Source organism: Nocardia tengchongensis (assembly GCF_054781395.1).
In genome coordinates this window covers 2506938-2523624 of the sequence record NZ_BAAGUM010000006.1, presented here as the reverse complement: position 1 = coordinate 2523624, position 16687 = coordinate 2506938, and the positions used below count along the sequence as shown (strand labels likewise).

General features: G+C 69.0%; 14 protein-coding genes and 1 riboswitch. Of the genes, 6 read left to right on the top strand and 8 right to left on the bottom strand.

Translation table 11 applies throughout. The annotated features are described in order from the left end of the window. Positions 1-126 precede the first annotated feature (126 nt). Genes ACYVKL_RS22620 through ACYVKL_RS22610 form a run of 3 tightly spaced genes read left to right on the top strand, consistent with a single transcriptional unit; the run spans position 127 to position 4891 of the window. Entirely contained in the window at positions 127-1458 is a 1332-nt protein-coding gene (locus ACYVKL_RS22620; RefSeq protein WP_379165650.1) for a hypothetical protein, read from the top strand. Beyond that, a complete protein-coding gene (locus ACYVKL_RS22615) occupies positions 1455-2444 on the top strand; it encodes a glutamate ABC transporter substrate-binding protein (RefSeq protein ID WP_379165649.1) in 990 nt (329 codons plus the stop codon). Before ACYVKL_RS22620 ends, ACYVKL_RS22615 begins: the two co-directional genes overlap by 4 nt. A gap of 2 nt (positions 2445-2446) precedes the next feature. Beyond that, the gene (locus ACYVKL_RS22610; RefSeq protein ID WP_379165648.1) at positions 2447-4891 is read left to right on the top strand and encodes a serine/threonine-protein kinase; all 2445 of its coding nucleotides are present in this window, start codon (positions 2447-2449) and stop codon (positions 4889-4891) included. 199 nt (positions 4892-5090) lie between these two features. On the opposite strand, the gene ACYVKL_RS22605 is transcribed toward ACYVKL_RS22610, so the two are convergent. From ACYVKL_RS22605 to fgd, 3 genes are all read right to left on the bottom strand, one after another. Then, on the bottom strand, positions 5091-6287 hold the full coding sequence (locus ACYVKL_RS22605) for an acetate kinase (protein ID WP_379165646.1): 1197 nt from the start codon (positions 6285-6287) through the stop codon (positions 5091-5093). Beyond that, a complete protein-coding gene (pta, locus tag ACYVKL_RS22600; RefSeq protein WP_357189148.1) occupies positions 6288-8366 on the bottom strand; it encodes a phosphate acetyltransferase in 2079 nt (692 codons plus the stop codon). A gap of 232 nt (positions 8367-8598) precedes the next feature. Continuing rightward, complete coding sequence (fgd, locus tag ACYVKL_RS22595) at positions 8599-9612, bottom strand: glucose-6-phosphate dehydrogenase (coenzyme-F420) (RefSeq protein ID WP_379165645.1); 1014 nt, start codon at positions 9610-9612, stop codon at positions 8599-8601. A 195-nt stretch (positions 9613-9807) separates the two neighbouring features. On the opposite strand from fgd, the gene ACYVKL_RS22590 reads away from it, so the two are divergent. Continuing rightward, a complete protein-coding gene (locus tag ACYVKL_RS22590; protein ID WP_379165833.1) occupies positions 9808-10566 on the top strand; it encodes an HAD-IIA family hydrolase in 759 nt (252 codons plus the stop codon). Here the strand turns inward: ACYVKL_RS22590 and ACYVKL_RS22585 are convergent. From ACYVKL_RS22585 to ACYVKL_RS22565, 5 genes are all read right to left on the bottom strand, one after another. Further along, positions 10563-11021, bottom strand: coding sequence for a MarR family winged helix-turn-helix transcriptional regulator (locus ACYVKL_RS22585; RefSeq protein WP_379165643.1), 459 nt, complete (start codon positions 11019-11021; stop codon positions 10563-10565). The two genes, ACYVKL_RS22590 and ACYVKL_RS22585, sit on opposite strands and share 4 nt — an antisense overlap. After that, the gene (locus ACYVKL_RS22580; protein WP_379165642.1) at positions 11018-11659 is read right to left on the bottom strand and encodes a type 1 glutamine amidotransferase family protein; all 642 of its coding nucleotides are present in this window, start codon (positions 11657-11659) and stop codon (positions 11018-11020) included. Before ACYVKL_RS22580 ends, ACYVKL_RS22585 begins: the two co-directional genes overlap by 4 nt. 109 nt (positions 11660-11768) lie before the next feature. Further along, complete coding sequence (locus ACYVKL_RS22575) at positions 11769-12983, bottom strand: O-succinylhomoserine sulfhydrylase (protein ID WP_379165640.1); 1215 nt, start codon at positions 12981-12983, stop codon at positions 11769-11771. Between the two features lie 58 nt (positions 12984-13041). Beyond that, positions 13042-13464, bottom strand: a complete 423-nt coding sequence (locus ACYVKL_RS22570; protein WP_379165639.1) for a rhodanese-like domain-containing protein — start codon at positions 13462-13464, stop codon at positions 13042-13044. 14 nt (positions 13465-13478) lie between these two features. Continuing rightward, a riboswitch (SAM riboswitch) is annotated at positions 13479-13594 on the bottom strand. A gap of 62 nt (positions 13595-13656) precedes the next feature. Further along, positions 13657-14091: an Rv0361 family membrane protein gene (locus ACYVKL_RS22565; RefSeq protein WP_379165638.1), complete on the bottom strand. Its 435-nt coding sequence runs from the start codon at positions 14089-14091 to the stop codon at positions 13657-13659. A 243-nt stretch (positions 14092-14334) separates the two neighbouring features. On the opposite strand from ACYVKL_RS22565, the gene ACYVKL_RS22560 reads away from it, so the two are divergent. Beyond that, the gene (locus tag ACYVKL_RS22560; protein ID WP_379165637.1) at positions 14335-15723 is read left to right on the top strand and encodes an FAD-dependent oxidoreductase; all 1389 of its coding nucleotides are present in this window, start codon (positions 14335-14337) and stop codon (positions 15721-15723) included. A 91-nt stretch (positions 15724-15814) separates the two neighbouring features. Further along, positions 15815-16672, top strand: a complete 858-nt coding sequence (locus ACYVKL_RS22555) for an amidohydrolase family protein (protein WP_379165636.1) — start codon at positions 15815-15817, stop codon at positions 16670-16672. The last annotated feature ends 15 nt before the right edge of the window (positions 16673-16687 follow it).

Below are 16687 nucleotides of genomic sequence, written 5' to 3'. Positions count from 1 at the left end.
ATCCCATCGTCCGACCGCGCCGAGAACCACCGCGGGGATTCCCGCGTCACGGCGGCGGTACGTCCACAATAAGCTCATCCGGCAGTAACAAGTCGGTCGTTCGATTTCGGTCAGTGGGAGGTGAGGATGGCTCGAGCCGAGGAACTGAGGCTGAACGAGCTTTCCCCGCGCGCAGCCGCGGCAGCGTGGCGCGAACGGTTCGCTACCACTGAACTGCGCGCCTTCGCCGAATCGTCACCGGCCAAGCTGATCGCCATCGGGCTGATCCTGCTCAGCCTGTGCGCGTCGGCGGGCATCGTCACCGCCATGGCGGTGACCGACCGGCAACACGCGCTGGACGTGCTGCTCGACGAGTCCGAGCCGGACGCCTATTCCGCGCAGCGGCTCTACACCTCGCTGTCGGTGGCCGACGCCTCCGCCGGAACCGCCTTCATCTCCGGCGGACTGGAACTCAAGCCGGTGCGCGACCGCTACAACCAGGCCGTCGGCCAGGCCGCCGCGGAATTGGTGGTGCAGTCCACCGGCGGCGACGCCGACGTCGACGCCCAGCTGCGCACGGGCATCGCGACCGGGCTGCCGGTGTACACCGGCATCATCGAGACCGCCCGCACCAACAATCGCGGCGGGCAGCCCGTCGGCGCGGCCTATCTGAGCGAGGCCTCCAACCTCATGCAGAAGACCGTGCTGCCGATGGCGCAGGAACTGCAGGAGCATCGGGCCGACGCCATCACCGCCACCCAGCGCAATCACGTGCGGCCGCCGTGGCCGGCCATCCTGCTGCCGCTGCTGGCGGTGGCGGCGTTGATCGGGGCGCAGCTGTTCCTGTTCCGACGCTGGCACCGGGTGCTCAACTTCGGGTTGCTGCTGGCCAGCGTGACCATGGTGGTGCTGCTGTCCTGGACGGTCGTCGCGGGCTTCATCTCCGCGGTCGACACCACCCATGCCCGCGACCAGGGCAGCGGGCCGACCGCCGCCCTCACCGAGAGCCGCATCCTGGCCCAGCAGGCCCGCACCGCGGAAACCCTCAAACTGGTGCGCCGCGACACCAGCGCCGACTACGACCGCACCTACGACCAGGCCATCGAGAAACTCCGGAACATCCTGTCCGGCTACGCATCCGACGCGCCGGGCGCCGCCGACGTGAAGACCGCGTCCGCCGCGCTGGACCGTTGGCGGGCCGCCCATCAGCGGATGAACGACGCGCTGTCCAAGGGTGACTTCATCGGTGCGGCCGCCGTGGCCACCGGGCCGGGGGTGGTCGAGGCCACCGCCCAGACCGACGACCTGGATCGGGCGCTCGGCGACGGCATCGCCGACACCCGAAACCAGTTGCGCGCCGACACGTCTCACGCCGCGCGCACCCTGGATCTGCTCGGGCCCGGTGCGCTGGTGCTGAGCACCGCCGCGGCCGTACTGATCGCGTGCGGGCTCTGGCCGCGACTGCGGGAGTACCGATGACCAGCAGACCGGTTCGTTCCCTCGCCGTGGCGGCCCTCGCCGCCACCGTGGCCTGCACCGCCGCCGCCTGCGGCGACAACAGTCCCCCGCCGCCCGCGCCCTCCACCCGGGTACCCAGCTACGTCGAACCGCCCCTGCCCTCGGGAGCCGTTGCGGCACAGACACAGGCCGCGCCGCCACCCGAGGTGACCGACTGCGGCGACCCCACCGCCAGCCTGCGGCCCAACGGAACCCGGAACGGGCCCACCGTCGACGCCATCCGAGCGCGAGGACGACTACTGGTCGGACTCGACCCGGGCAGCAACCTGTTCAGCTTCCGCGACCCCACCAGCGGCGCGCTCGCCGGCTTCGACGTCGAGATCGCCCGCGAACTCGCCCGGGACCTGCTCGGCGACCCCGGCGCGATCGAATACCGCATCCTCGGCTCCGCCGACCGCGAGAAGGCGCTGCAGGAACACACCGTCGACGTGGTGGTCAAGACGATGACCATCAATTGCGCACGGCGGCAACGGGTCACCTTCTCCACCTCCTACCTGCAGGCGCATCAGCGGGTGCTGGCCGTCCGCAATTCCGGCATCAACGGGCTCAACGACCTGGCCGGCAAGCGGCTGTGCGTGGTCACCGGCACCACCTCCCTGGACCTGATCCGGCGCGCCCAGCCCGCCGCCTCCATCCTCACCGTGCCCAGCTGGGCCGACTGCCTGGTGGTGCTGCAGCAGCGGCAGGTCGACGCGGTCAGCACCGACGACACCGTGCTGGCCGGACTGGCCCAGCAGGATCCGGCCATCGAGGTGGTCGGCCCCAACCTGAGCACCGAGCAATACGGCATCGGCATCTCCCAGGGCTCCGACGATCTGGTGCGCTTCGTCAACGGCACGCTGGAACGCATTCGCTCCGACGGCACCTGGAACCGGCTCTACCGCCGCTGGCTCAGCGCCGAACTCGGCGACGCCGCCATTCCGCCGCCCCCGAGGTATCAGGACTGACGATGAGCACTCCGTCCGATCCCGACCACACCGACGGCGACGCCGGCGGCCCGCCGACCCAGGCGACCGCCGTCGGACCGCACTGGCCGGCGCGCACCGAGGTCACCACCCGCTCCGCACCCGAGGCGGCCGAATCCGGCGGCGGCGCCGCCGAACCCGCCGCCACCCAGGCCACCCAGCGCACCGAGATGACCGCCCGGACGGCCCCCGACTTCACCGACGACGAGCCGGAAAGCGCGGCGGCGCCGGAGCTTCCGGTCTCCGAAGGCGAACCGCGCACCCCCACCCGGCCCTCCCAGCGCACCGCGCGCATGGCCCGCCCGCGCCCGGTGGTGCGGCGGCTGGGCGCCGGTCTGGTGCCGATCCCCACGGTGGCGCCGGTCGACCCGGAAGCGGCGGTGCTCGAGGATCCCGTGGTCGCCGAGGGCCGGCGATTCTGCTGGCGCTGCGGCAAACCGGTCGGGCGGGCCACCCCGGTGCTGCCCTCCACCACCGCGGGCGACTGCCAGACCTGCGGCGCGCCTTACGATTTCCGGCCCTCCCTGTATCCGGGCGATCGGGTGGCGGGCCAGTACGAGATCCAGGGCTGTATCGCGCACGGCGGGCTGGGCTGGATCTACCTGGCCATCGACCGCAATGTCAGCGACCGCTGGGTGGTGCTCAAGGGCCTGCTCCACGCCGGTGACGCCGAGGCGCAGGCGGTGGCGCTGGCCGAGCGGCAGTTCCTCGCCGAGGTGGTGCACCCGAGCATCGTGAAGATCCACAATTTCGTGGAGTATCCGGGCTCGGGCGGGACGCCGATCGGCTACATCGTCATGGAGTACGTGGGCGGGCACTCGCTGCGCCAGCAGCTCGACCATTACGCGCCCGCCCGCATGCCGGTCGCCGAGGCCATCGCGTATCTGCTGGAAATTCTGCCCGCCCTGGACTACCTGCATTCGGTGGGCCTGGCCTACAACGACCTCAAACCCGACAACATCATGATCACCACCGACCGGGTGGAACTCATCGACCTGGGCGCGGTCAGCCAGTTCGAGGCCTACGGAAACCTGTACGGCACCAGGGGATTCCAGGCCCCCGAGATCGCGCATACCGGACCCACCGTGGCGTCGGACATCTACACCGTCGGCCGCACCCTGGCGGTGCTCACCCTGCACCTGCCGATGGAACGCGGCGCCTACGTGGACGGCATCCCCGACCCGAAGGACGAGCCGATCCTGGCCCGGCACCAGTTCCTCTACCGGCTGCTGCTGCGCGCCACCGACCCCGACCCCGACCGCCGCTTCCCGTCCGCGCGCGTGCTGGCCGCCCAGCTCACCGGCGTACTACGGGAGATCCTGGCCGTCGAGACCGGCAACGAACATCCGCAGCTGTCCACCCTGTTCAGCCCGCCGCGCACCAGCTTCGGCACCGGCGAACTCATCGCGCAGACCGACGGCGTCATCGACGGCGTCGCCCGCGACACCCTGCTGCAGCCCGGCGACGTGGTGGCCGCGCTGCCGGTGCCCATCATCGATCCCGGCGACCCGTCCGCGCCGCTGCTGGCCGGCGCCGCGCACCCCGAACCCCGGCACTCGCTCGAGGAACTGCGGCACGCCCGCCAGCGCGGGGCCGCCGAACCCGGCGGCGCGCCCGAGACCCTCGAGGTGGAGGTCACCCTCGCCGAGGCTCGCGCGCACCTGGATCTGAACGAGCCCGCGGCCGCCCGCATGCTGCTGGCCCGGCTCACCGACGAACCGCTGCCGCCCGCCCCCGACTGGCGCATCGACTGGTACCTGGGCCTGGCCGAACTGCTGGAACTGGAATACGAGCGCGCCTTCGCCCGCTTCGACGCCGTCCTGGAGGCGCTGCCCGGCGAGATCGCGCCCAAGCTGGCGCTCGCCGCCACCGCGGAACTCATTCTCCAGCACTGGGATTCACCCGACCCGGAGGAATGGCGGGCCTACGCCGAGAACTACTACGCCACCGTGTGGCGCACCGACCGCGGCGTGGTCAGCGCCGCGTTCGGCCTGGCCCGCCAGCTCGCGGCAGCCGGGAACATCACGGCCGCGGTACACGCCCTCGACCAGGTGCCGCCCGCCTCACGGCATTACGCGGAAGCCCGGATGACGGCCATCCTCATGCTGCTCACCTGTGCCCCGGCCGCGGACCTCGACGAGTCGACGCTGCAGGTGGCGGCGGCGCGAGTGCAGGACCTGCCGCCGGGCGAGGGGCGCGCGGCACAGCTGCGGATCCTGTCGCTGGGTATCGCGCTGGGCTGGGTGCAGGCCGGGAACCAGCCGAAGTCGACCCGTTCCACGCTGTTCGGGTCGCCGTTCACCGAACGGGATCTGCGGCGCGGCATCGAGACCGGACTGCGCGGGCTGGCCCGCTCGGCGCCCGAACGCAACCACCGCTACGCGCTGGTCGACCTGGCCAACGCGGTGCGCGCCAAGTCTTGGTTCTGACAAGCCTTTCCGGAAGAACCGGAGGAGTCCCGTGTCGCCCGCGGCGGTCTCGAGGGCAGCCTGAGACCACGCGACCGGCGAGGGAATTTCGGCCGACACCGCGGTTGTGCGTGGTGCGACACGGGTTCCGGTGGACCGGCGGGAACCTGGTCCGGGAACCACTATGCCGATCGCATCATGATGTTTTCGTGAGGAAGGTTCAGCCGACCAGATCCGCGGCCGCGCGGGCGATGGCGAGCTCCTCGTTGGTGGGGACCACCAGCACCGCGATCTCGGAGTCGTCGGACGAGATGCGCCGGGCCGTGCGAGCTTTGGCGGTATTGCGGTCGGGGTCGACGCGAATGCCGTAGCGCTCCAGACCCGCCAGTGCCTCCGCGCGCACCCGCGCGTCGTTCTCGCCGACCCCGGCGGTGAAGGTGATGGCGTCCACCCGGCCCAGCTCGATCAGGTACGCGCCGATGTAGCGCCGCAACCGGTGAATGTAGACGTCGAACGCCAATTTCGCGGTGGGATGGCCGGTTTCGATGAGCCGACCCAGTTCGCGGAAGTCATTGACCCCGGACAGCCCCTTGATGCCGGAATAGCGGTTGAGCAGGGCGTCCACATCGTCGACATCCATGCCCGCGGTCCGGATCAGGTGGAAGATGATGCCAGGATCCAGATCCCCCGACCGGGTGCCCATGACCAGGCCCTCCAGCGGTGTCAGGCCCATGGAGGTGTCCACCGCCCGCCCCGCCCGAATCGCCGACGCGGACGCGCCGTTGCCCAGGTGCAGCACGATCTGGTTCAGCTCGGCCCGATCCTTGGCGAGGAACGCGGCCGCCTGACCGGACACGTAGTCGTGCGAGGTGCCGTGGAAGCCGTACTTGCGAACCCCGTGCGCCGCCGCGGTTTCCGCGTCGATGGCGTAGGTCTTGGCGGCGGCGGGCAGATTGTGGAAGAAGGCGGTGTCGAACACCGCGACCTGCGGGACCGTGGGCAGCAGCGCCCGCGCCGACTCGATGCCGATGACATTCGGCGGATTGTGCAGCGGGGCCAGCGCAGACAGGTCGGTGATGGCCTGCACCACGTCGTCGGTGATCAGGGTCGGCTCGTAGAACACCTCGCCGCCGTGCACCACCCGATGCCCGACCGCACCCAGATCGGCGTCCGCCAGATCCTGGCCGCTCGCGATGAACAGGTCGAACGCCACGTGCAGGCCCTGCGCGTGATCGGCGATGGAACCCCGGTACTCGAAGGTCTTCTCACCGGTGGTGTGCTCGACGGTCACCACGTCCGGCTCCACCGCCTCACCGATGCGCTGCACCACGCCCTGCGCGCACACGTCGGCGGTCGCCGGATCGAGCAGCTGGTACTTGATCGACGAGGAACCGGAATTGATGACCAGGACCTTCATTTACGCCTCCTGCTGGGCCTGAATCGCGGTGATGGCGACGGTGTTCACGATGTCGGCGACCAGCGCGCCCCGCGACAGATCGTTGACCGGCTTGTTCAAACCCTGCAGCACCGGGCCGATCGCGACCGCGCCCGCACTGCGCTGCACGGCCTTGTAGGTGTTGTTGCCGGTATTGAGGTCCGGGAAGATGAAGACCGTCGCCTGGCCCGCCACCGCGGAATTCGGCAGCTTGGTCGCGGCCACCGCCGGCTCGATCGCGGCGTCGTACTGAATCGGGCCCTCCACCAGCAACTCCGGCGCGCGGTCGTGCACGAACTTGGTGGCGTCACGCACCTTGTCCACATCCGCGCCGGTCCCCGATTCGCCCGTGGAGTAGGACAGCATGGCCACCCGCGGGTCGATGCCGAACTGGGCGGCGGTGCGCGCCGAGGAGATGGCGATATCGGCCAGCTGATCCGAGGTCGGGTCCGGCACCACCGCGCAGTCGCCGTACACCAGCACCCGGTCCGCCAGGCACATCAGGAACACGCTCGACACCGTGGACACGCCCGGCTCGGTCTTGATGATCTCGAACGACGGGCGGATGGTGTGCGCGGTGGTGTGCGCCGCACCCGACACCATGCCGTCGGCGACCCCCATGTGCACCATCATGGTGCCGAAATACGAGATGTCGCCGATGTATTCGCGAGCGCGGTCCACCGTCATGCCCTTGTGGGCGCGCAGGCGGGCGTACTCCTCGGCGAATTCGTCACGCAGCGGGCAGGTCTGGGGGTCGAGCACCTCGGCGGCGTCGATGTCGACACCCAGTTCGGCGGCGCGGCCGCGCACCGTGGTCTCGTCACCGAGAATGGTGAGATCGGCGATCTTGCGTTGCAGGACCCGGCCGGCGGCGCGCAGGATGCGGTCGTCGTCGCCCTCGGGCAGCACGATGCGCTTGCGGTCGTTGCGGGCGCGCTCGATGAGCTGGTACTCGAACATCTGCGGGGTGACGATGTTCGGGATGGGAACCTCGATCTGCCGCAACAACTCTCGCGGATCGACCCGTTCCTCCATGACCGCCAGCGCGGTGTCCACCTTGCGCATGCTGGACAGCGACACCCGGCCCCGGGTCAGCGCGGTGGCCTTGGCGGTCTCGTAGGTACCGAGATCGGTGGACAGGATGGGCAGCCGGGGCTTGAGACCGGCCATCAGCCGGGCGATGGCGGGCTGGGGCCGGATGCCGCCGTTCATGATGATGCCCGCCAGCGACGGAAAACCCTCCGCCTCATGGGCGTTCACCAGGGCGAGCAGCACGTCGGAGCGGTCACCCGGCGCGATCACGGCCACGCCGTCGGTGAGCCGTTCCAGAATGTTCTCGGCGGTCATGCCGCCGACCATCACGTGCAGCGCCTCCCGGTGCATGAGTTCCGGTTCGCCGCTGTAGATCTCGCCGCCGATGGCCTCGCGCAGCTCCTCCATGGTGGGGGCCTGCAGCAGCGGCACCTCCGGCAGCGTCCAGGACGGCACCGCGCAGACCTTCGCCAGGGCGGCGGCGTCGGCCTCCAGCTGATCGGGCTCGCAACGGTTGGCGACCACCGCCACCAGCTTGGCGTGCTCGGCCACCAGCTCGCTGCGGCACAGCTCCACCAGCTGACCCAATTCGTCGGGGGTGCGGCCGATTCCGCGCACCACCAGCAGGACCGGCGCACCGAGGTTCACCGCGATGCGGGCATTGAAGCGCAGCTCGCTGGGGCTGGCCACGTCCGTGTAATCGGAGCCGAGGATGAGCACGGCGTCGCACTGTTTGGCGACCGCGTGGTACCGCATCACGATCTCGCTGATCGCCGCGTCCGGATCCTCGTGCACCTGCTCGTAGGTGACCCCGTTGGCCTGGTCGTAGTCGACGTCGGCGGTGGAGTATTCGAGCAGCAGCTCGAGAATGTAGTCCCGTCCGGTCGCGGACCGGGTGATCGGCCGGAACACGCCCACCCGCGGGGTGGTGGCGGCCAAGGCCTGGAGCACGCCGAGCGCGACCGTGGACTTGCCGGTGTCGCCCTCGGGGGACGCGATGTACACACTGGAGACCGGTGTGGCAGCCATGGCCGAAAGCCTACCGACCGTTATGCGACGTTTTCCGCAGGGACGGACATCACCTCGGATGCCCGTCCCCGATGGAGACCCTCCTCACATCCAGTCAACGGCCGCCACCCAGTGTTCGGGGCGCGTCTCGTTCTGGACTGAGTGGAGCGGGGGAGCGTAGCGGAGGAGCGGAGGGAGGGAAGAACGAGACCTCCAGCGCCCCGAACCGCCCCGTAGCGAAGCGGAGGGGCAATCAAACACTGAGCGCGCGCAGGCGGGGAGCCAGATCGCGCTGGAACAGGTCCAGGAAACGACGCTGGTCGTGACCCGGGGCGTGGAAGACCAGGTGGTTCAGGCCCGCGTCCAGGTACGGCTTGATCTGCTCGACGGCCTGGTCCGGGTCACTGGCCACGATCCAGCGCTTGGCGATCTGCTCGATCGGCAGCGCGTCGGCGGCCGCCTCCATCTCCATCGGATCGGTGATCGAGTGCTTCTGCTCCGCGGTCAGCGACAGCGGCGCCCAGAAACGCGTGTTCTCCAGCGCCAGAACCGGATCGGTGTCGTAGGAGATCTTGATCTCGATCATCCGGTCGATGTCCTCGACCGCGCGCCCCGCCTTGGCCGCGCCCTCCGCGACCGCCGGCATCAGCTTCTCGGTGTAGAGATCCATGCCCTTGCCCGAGGTGCAGATGAAACCGTCACCCGCGCGACCGGCGTACCGGGCCACCAGCGGACCACCCGCGGCGATGTACACCGGGATGCCGCCCTTGGGGACGTCGTAGATGGAGGCGCCGACGGTCTTGTAGTACTCGCCGTCGAAGTCCACCCGCTCGCCGGTCCACAGCGCGCGCATCAGATCCACCGACTCGCGCAGGCGCGCGAAACGCTCCTTGAACTCCGGCCACTCACCCTGGAAACCGGTGGCGATCTCGTTGAGCGCCTCACCCGAACCCACACCCAGCATGATGCGATCCGGGTACAGGCAGCCCAGCGTCGCGAACGCCTGCGCGACGACCGCCGGGTTGTAGCGGAAGGTCGGGGTCAGCACCGAGGTGCCGAGCTGAATGCGGCTGGTGCGCTCGCCCACCGCCGCCAGGAAGGCCAGCGAGAACGGGGCGTGCCCGCCATTGTGCCGCCACGGCTGGAAATGATCGGAGACCGTGGCGCTGTCGAGGCCGTGCTCCTCCGCCGCCACCGCCAGCTCCACCAGCTCGCGCGGGCCGAACTGTTCCGCGGATGCCTTGTAACCGAGCTTGAGGTCCTTCACCTGGGCACTCCTGTCGCGATGCTGCGCTCGAGCCCCGGGCGGCGCGAACGGCTTACTTCGCACCCTAGTCAGCGGCCGAAGCCGGTGCGGCAGCGGTCACACCGCAGGAATATATGAGCTTTCGATCCGCCGATAGCGGAGAATGTGCACGTGACCAACTCGAGCCAAGAACCGATCCTCTCCTACCTCACTGACATGGACGGCGTCCTGGTGCACGAGAACCACCTGGTGCCCGGAGCCGACGAGTTCCTCGCCGAACTGCGCGACAACAACATTCCGTTCCTGGTGCTCACCAACAACAGCATCTACACCGCGCGCGACCTGCAGGCCCGGCTCCAGCACACCGGCCTCGACATCCCCGTCGAATCCATCTGGACCTCCGCCCTGGCCACCGCGACCTTCCTCAAGGACCAGCGGCCCGACGGCACCGCCTACGTGGTCGGCGAATCCGGGCTCACCACCGCGCTGCACGAAATCGGTTACGTCCTCACCGATTCCAACCCCGACTACGTGGTGCTCGGCGAAACCCGCACCTACTCCTTCGAGGCCATCACCACCGCCATCCGCCTGATCGCGGCCGGGGCGCGCTTCATCGCCACCAACCCCGACGCCACCGGCCCGTCCCGCGAGGGCATCCTGCCCGCCACCGGCTCGGTCGCCGCCCTCATCACCCAGGCCACCGGCAAGAAGCCGTACTACGTGGGCAAACCCAACCCGCTGATGATGCGCTCGGCGCTGCGCCGCCTGGGCGCGCACTCGCAGTCCACCGTCATGATCGGCGACCGGATGGACACCGACGTCATCTCAGGTCTGGAAGCCGGCATGCGGACCATCCTGGTCACCACCGGCATCTCGACTCCCGCTCTGGTCGAACAGTTCCCGTACCGGCCGACCGCCGTGCTGCCGTCGGTCGCGTCCCTGGTCGGCAAGACCAAGGACCCGTTCGCGCTCTAATCCGCCGTCGCGTCGCCCTCGAGCGCTTCGAGGGCGGCCGACAGCGTCGTCAGCGCGTCCACCACCCGCGCCAGTTCCGCGGTACCGAGTTGCGCGACAAGACGTTCCGCCATCGCCGCGTGCTGCGGGTCGATCGCGCGGACCGCGTCGTGACCGGCCTCGGTGATGGCCACCAGCTTGGCGCGGCGATGCGCCGGATTCGGCCGGTACTCGACGAAACCCTTGCCCGCCAGCACATCCGCGATGCGCTGCACGCTCTGCCGGGTGATGCCCATCTCGCGGGCGATGCCCGCGACCGGCAGCGGCTCGTGCAGGATCGCGCCCAGCACCTGCCACCACGCCACGGTGATCCCGGACGGCTTGGCCAATTCCTCGGCGATGGTGAGGAATTGGCCGTTCAGCTTGAACGAGGTGACCGCCGCGACCCCGAACAGCTGCTGCGCGGTGCGCGTCATCGCACCGCTGCCGCGCGCTGCTGCTCGTACTCGAAGAGCGCGTAGAAGCCCGCCGGGTCATTGTTTCCGTAGAGCTTGTCCCAGGCTTCGAGGACGTGCGGTTCGTAGACGCCGAGGCGCTCCAGGATGGCGCGGGCGAAGTCGACCGGGCGGGTGCCGGTCGCGGTGATCAGGTCGCCGTCGGCCACCGCCGGTACGTCGACGAAATGCTCGGCGCCCGAATATCCCGAGTAGGCAAGGTATTCGGCGGCATTGCTGGTGTGCGGCCGCTCGTCGAGCAGGCCCTCCCGCGCCAGCGCGAAGGTCGCACCGCAGATCGCGGCCACCGGCACCCCGGCAGCCAGGAATTCGCGGGCCGTGCGGGCGAAGGCCGTCACCGCGGACGGATCCCGCTCGGTGTCCAGGCCCGGCAGGATCAGCATGGCGCTGTCGGCGGGCTTCAGCTCGTCGAGGGTGAGATCGGGCAGCACGCGCATGCCGCCCATCGAGGTGACCGGTTCGGCGCTGATGGCGACCGTCTTGACCTGCCAGGTGCCCGGTTCGCGGTGCCAGAGTTCGCGGTTGATGTGCGCGGTCGCGTGGCCGACCTCCCAGTCCGAGAAGGTGTCGTACACGGCCATGTGGACTGTTTTCATCATGACAGCATGCTGTCATGTTTGACAGCATGCTGTCAATAACTCTGGACGCGCAGAATGACGAAAGGGCCGGAACCCAGCGGGTTCCGGCCCTTTCGGCGAGATCGGCGGATCAGCTCAGCGCGTGATCGAGATCGTTGATCAGGTCCTCGACATCCTCCAGGCCGATGGAGATGCGCAGCACCCCATCGGTAAGGCCCACGGCCGCACGGCCTTCCGGGCCCATGGCCCGGTGGGTCGTGGTCGCCGGGTGGGTGATCAGGGTCTTCGCGTCACCGAGGTTGTTCGAGATGTCGATGATCCGCAGCCGGTTCAGCACCTCGAACGCGCGCTTCTTGGCCTCGTTCTCCGGAGCCTTCAGCTCGAAGGTGATCACCGTGCCGCCACCCGACATCTGCCGCTTGGCCAGCTCGTACTGCGGATGCGAGGACAGGAACGGGTACTTCACCCACGCCACCGCCGGATGCGCCTCCAGGAACTCGGCGACCTTCAGGGCGGAATCCACCGACTGGCGCAGGCGCAGCGGCATGGTCTCCAGACCCTTCAGCAGGGTCCAGGCGTTGAACGGGCTCATCGCCGGACCCGTGTGCCGCATCAGGTTCTTCACCGGGCCGTCGATGTAGTCCTTCGGACCCAGGATCGCGCCACCGAGCACCCGGCCCTGGCCGTCGATGTGCTTGGTGCCCGAATACACGGTGATGTCCGCGCCCAGATCGAAACCGCGCTGCAGCAGCGGGGTGGCGAAGACGTTGTCCAGCACCACCTTCGCGCCCGCCGCGTGCGCCAGATCGGACACCGCGCGCACATCGGTCAGGGTCTGCATCGGATTGGACGGCGTCTCGAAGAAGACGGCCTGGGTGGGCACCGACAGCGCCTGCTCCCACTGGTCCAGATCCTCACCGTCGACGAAGACGGTCTCCACACCCCAGCGCGGCAGGATCTCGTTGGCCACCACGAAGCAGGAACCGAACAGGCTGCGCGCCGCGACCAGGCGGTCACCGGCGCCGAGCAGCGCACCCAGCGCGGTGAACACCGCGGACATGCCCGAGGCGGTGGCGAAACAGGCCTCCGCGCCGTCGATCAGGCGCAGCCGCTCCTCGAACATGGCGACCGTCGGGTTGCCGTAGCGCGAGTAGACGAAATGCTGGATATCGCCGGTGAACGAAGCCTCCGCGGCCTCGGCGCTCTCGTAGACGAAACCCGAATTGAGGAACAGCGCCTCGGAGGTCTCGTCGAACCCGGAACGCCGGGTGCCGCCGCGCACCGCCTGGGTGGCGGGGCCGACACCCTCGGGGAGCGGTTTGTCGAAAGAGCCGCCGGTGATCATGACTGCCTCCCAGTGGTCCGGCCGGACACGAAACTCATGGCTGCCGCCCGAGCAGAGCTCATGACTGACGCCAGGGCAGACCGTCGGCGCGCCAACCGGTGCTGCCGCGATGCCCCTGACCGTCGAGCGCACCCTCGAAACCGTCGACCACGTTGTAGGACGGGGTGATGCCGAGGGTGGTGGCGGCGGTGGCCGCGCCGATGGAGCGCTGGCCGGAACGGCAGATGAAGATGACGGGGGCGTCCGAGTCCGCGGCCCGGTCGGCCAGCGACTGCCGCAGCTGGTCGGTGAACCGCGCATTCGGGGTGCCGACGGCGCTGACCCACTCGATCAGGGCGGTCGGGCGGCCGATACCGCTGGTGTCGGGCACGCCGACGAACCGCCACTCGGCCTCGGTGCGCACGTCCACCAGGACCGCATCCGGATTGTCGCGCAACAACTCCCACGCCGCCTTCGGCGTGATGTCACCGGCGTAGCTCACTTGTACCTCCTGAAAATCCGCACTTGCCGCACCGCTCTCCGATGCGAGGCCAGGTCGTCACCCGGAGCACCCCACCGCGGAGGAGGGTTGCCGACCAGCGAGCCGGGGCTTGGCGCTGGCACTCATGACCTGGAAGAAGACTGCCGAAAAAACGGGCCCCCTGTCAAACCCCCGCGGGCCATTCGGCCGTTGTCACGAATTACAGACCAACCAGCGGGAATTCTCTTTCGAGAAGTGCCAGGGCGTAGTGCTCGGGGCGCCCGCGACGGTGAAAGAGACCTGCGCGGTGGCCTTGTCACCGTCGATAGCCGCATCGGTCAGCTTGCTGAAGGCAATGGTGCCGCCGCTCTCCACCGCGGCCCGCAACGGTGAGAGCTTCTCGTCGAAACCCTTGCAGGACAGGGTCGGATCGTATTTGCCGGTGTCATTGCGGGACATGATGAAGTTGGTCGCCGACAGCGCCAGCCGATCGGATTCTGTGACATTCTTCTCAACCGGCGAGATCAGCGTCGCGATCACGATGCCCAGGATCACGAAGGCGATGATGCCCGCCGCCACCAGGAACGGCCACATGCTGCGGGTCTCGTTCTGGTCGATCGGGACCGGGGTCTCCTCGACGTCGCTCATGGGTAAATCATGCCTGGTCGCCGACGCGCCCCCGCACCCTGCTGGCAAAGACCGCGGTGCGCCCTCGATAGAATCAGCAGAATTTCCGCCCCAGCGCGGGAATAGCAAGACTACGCAGCAACGCTGCAGCGTCGGGGGCCAACGAAGGTCGCCGAGGTCAGGGCGTCAACTTAGCCTAAGCTAAGAACGACGGCTGAGTTTTGACGGCAAGTTAGTTTCGACCCAAAGAGGGTGCGCGGAAGAATGACCGAACAGAGTGCAGCGACCCGCCCGCTACGCATTGCGATCGTGGGCGCAGGACCGGCCGGCATCTACGCCGCCGACGCGTTGATGAAGTCCGACGCGGACGTGAGCATCGATCTCTACGAGCGCATGCCCGCGCCCTTCGGCCTGATCCGCTACGGCGTCGCGCCCGACCACCCGCGCATCAAGGGCATCATCACCGCGCTGCACAAGGTGCTCGACAAGCCGCAGGTCCGCCTGCTCGGCAATATCGACTACGGCGTCGACATCACCCTCGAGGACCTGCAGCAGTTCTACGACGCGGTCATCTTCTCCACCGGTGCCAACGCCGACCGCGCCCTGGGCGTGCCCGGCATCGACCTGGACGGCTCCTACGGCGCCGCGGACTTCGTGTCCTGGTACGACGGCCACCCCGACGTCGCCCGCACCTGGCCGCTGGACGCGGAGAAGGTCGCCGTGCTCGGCGTCGGCAACGTCGCCCTCGACGTGGCGCGCGTGCTCGCCAAGACCGGCGACGAACTGCTGCCCACCGAGATCCCGCCGAACGTCCACGAGGGCCTCCTGGCCAACAAGGCCCTGGAAGTGCACGTGTTCGGCCGCCGCGGTCCCGCGCAGGCCAAGTTCACCCCGCTCGAGCTGCGCGAGCTCGACCACTCGCCGACCATCGAGGTCATCGTCGACCCCGAGGACATCGACTACGACGAGGGCTCCGAGGCCGCGCGCCGGCACTCCAAGCAGGTCGACATGATCTGCAACACCCTCGAGCAGTGGGCCATCCGCGACGTCGGCAACCGCCCGCACAAGCTGTTCCTGCACTTCTTCGAGAACCCGGCCGAGATCCTCGGCGAGAACGGCAAGGTCGTCGGCCTGCGCACCGAGCGCACCCAGCTCGACGGCACCGGAAACTGCAAGGGCACCGGCGAGTTCAAGGACTGGGACATCCAGGCCGTGTATCGCGCGGTCGGCTACCTGTCGCAGAACATCCCGGCCCTGCCCTTCGACGACCAGGCCGGCACCGTGCCCAACGAGGCCGGTCGCGTGATCATCGACGAGGACGCCGACGGCGCGGCTCGCTACATGCCCGCTACCTACGTCACCGGCTGGATCAAGCGCGGCCCGGTCGGCCTCATCGGCCACACCAAGGGCGACGCCAACGAGACCATCGCCTGCCTGCTCGACGACGCCGCGAACTTCGCCCCGGCCGCCAAGCCGGAGCTGGAGGCCGTGACCGAGTTCCTCGAGGGCAAGGGCATCCCGTTCACCACCTGGGCCGGCTGGTACCGCCTCGACGCGCACGAGCGCGCCCTCGGCGAGCCGCAGGGCCGCGAGCGGGTCAAGGTCGTCGAGCGCGACGAGATGCTGGCCGCCTCCGAGCCCGACAAGGCCTGACCGGTCTTCGGCTCGAGGTTCTGACCAGCATGAATCCGCCTGGCGGACAAGGTTGTCCACACTTGTCACCGTTCTGAGGCATGCTGATCACGTGTTCGATGCCCATCTCCACATCTTCGATCCGCGGTTCCCGCTGGTCGAGAACGAGGGCTACCTGCCCGACCCGTACACCATCGCCGACTATCGCAAGCGCATGTCCCGCTTCGATATCGACGGTGGCGCGGTGGTCAGCGGGTCGTTCCAGGGCACCGATCAGAGCTATCTGCTGGCCGCCCTCGCCGAACTCGGCGAGGGCTGGGTCGGCGTCACCAATCTGCACGTCGACGCCACCGACACGGAGATCCTCGAGCTGAGCCGCGCCGGGGTGCGGGCCATCCGGTTCAACCTCAAGCGCGCCGGCGGCGACATCGTCGGACTGACCATGCTGGCGCTGCGCGCCTACGAAGTGGCCGGCTGGCACGTGGAGCTCTACATCGACGGCTCCATGCTGGGCTCGCTGGAACCGGTCATCATGAAACTGCCCAAGCTGTCCATCGACCACCTGGGCATGTCCGACGACTGCCTGCCCTACCTGCTCAACCTGGTCGACCGCGGCGCCAAGGTGAAGGCCTCCGGATTCGGGCGGGTCGCGATGAATGTGGGTGCGGCCCTGCGCAAGATCCACACCGTCAACCCCGAGGCCCTGATGTTCGGCACCGACCTGCCGGGCACCCGGGCCGGACGGCCCTTCCGCGACGGCGACATCTCGCTGCTCGCCGACTCGGTGGGCTCGGATCTGCACAAGGTGCTGGAGGACAACGCGCGCGCCTTCTACGGCCTGCCCGCCAAGGAACGCGGCTTCGAGAACCCGGCCCCGTCCGGGGAGCCGCCGACGCTGCGGCTGCCGCGGTCGGAACTGCCCGCTCCCCCGCATCCGGCCACGCTGCCGCTGCCCAGAATCGATCGCTAGGCCGCGCCCTCGGGT

Excerpts from the sequence above, each read along its gene's own strand:
- ACYVKL_RS22620 (WP_379165650.1), top strand. The coding sequence starts at position 127 with ATGGCTCGAGCCGAGGAACTGAGGCTGAACGAGCTTTCCCCGCGCGCA.
- ACYVKL_RS22615 (WP_379165649.1), top strand. The coding sequence starts at position 1,455 with ATGACCAGCAGACCGGTTCGTTCCCTCGCCGTGGCGGCCCTCGCCGCC.
- ACYVKL_RS22610 (WP_379165648.1), top strand. The coding sequence starts at position 2,447 with ATGAGCACTCCGTCCGATCCCGACCACACCGACGGCGACGCCGGCGGC.
- ACYVKL_RS22605 (WP_379165646.1), bottom strand. The coding sequence starts at position 6,287 with ATGAAGGTCCTGGTCATCAATTCCGGTTCCTCGTCGATCAAGTACCAG.
- pta (WP_357189148.1), bottom strand. The coding sequence starts at position 8,366 with ATGGCTGCCACACCGGTCTCCAGTGTGTACATCGCGTCCCCCGAGGGC.
- ACYVKL_RS22590 (WP_379165833.1), top strand. The coding sequence starts at position 9,808 with ATGGACGGCGTCCTGGTGCACGAGAACCACCTGGTGCCCGGAGCCGAC.
- ACYVKL_RS22585 (WP_379165643.1), bottom strand. The coding sequence starts at position 11,021 with ATGACGCGCACCGCGCAGCAGCTGTTCGGGGTCGCGGCGGTCACCTCG.
- ACYVKL_RS22580 (WP_379165642.1), bottom strand. The coding sequence starts at position 11,659 with ATGATGAAAACAGTCCACATGGCCGTGTACGACACCTTCTCGGACTGG.
- ACYVKL_RS22575 (WP_379165640.1), bottom strand. The coding sequence starts at position 12,983 with ATGATCACCGGCGGCTCTTTCGACAAACCGCTCCCCGAGGGTGTCGGC.
- ACYVKL_RS22565 (WP_379165638.1), bottom strand. The coding sequence starts at position 14,091 with ATGAGCGACGTCGAGGAGACCCCGGTCCCGATCGACCAGAACGAGACC.
- ACYVKL_RS22560 (WP_379165637.1), top strand. The coding sequence starts at position 14,335 with ATGACCGAACAGAGTGCAGCGACCCGCCCGCTACGCATTGCGATCGTG.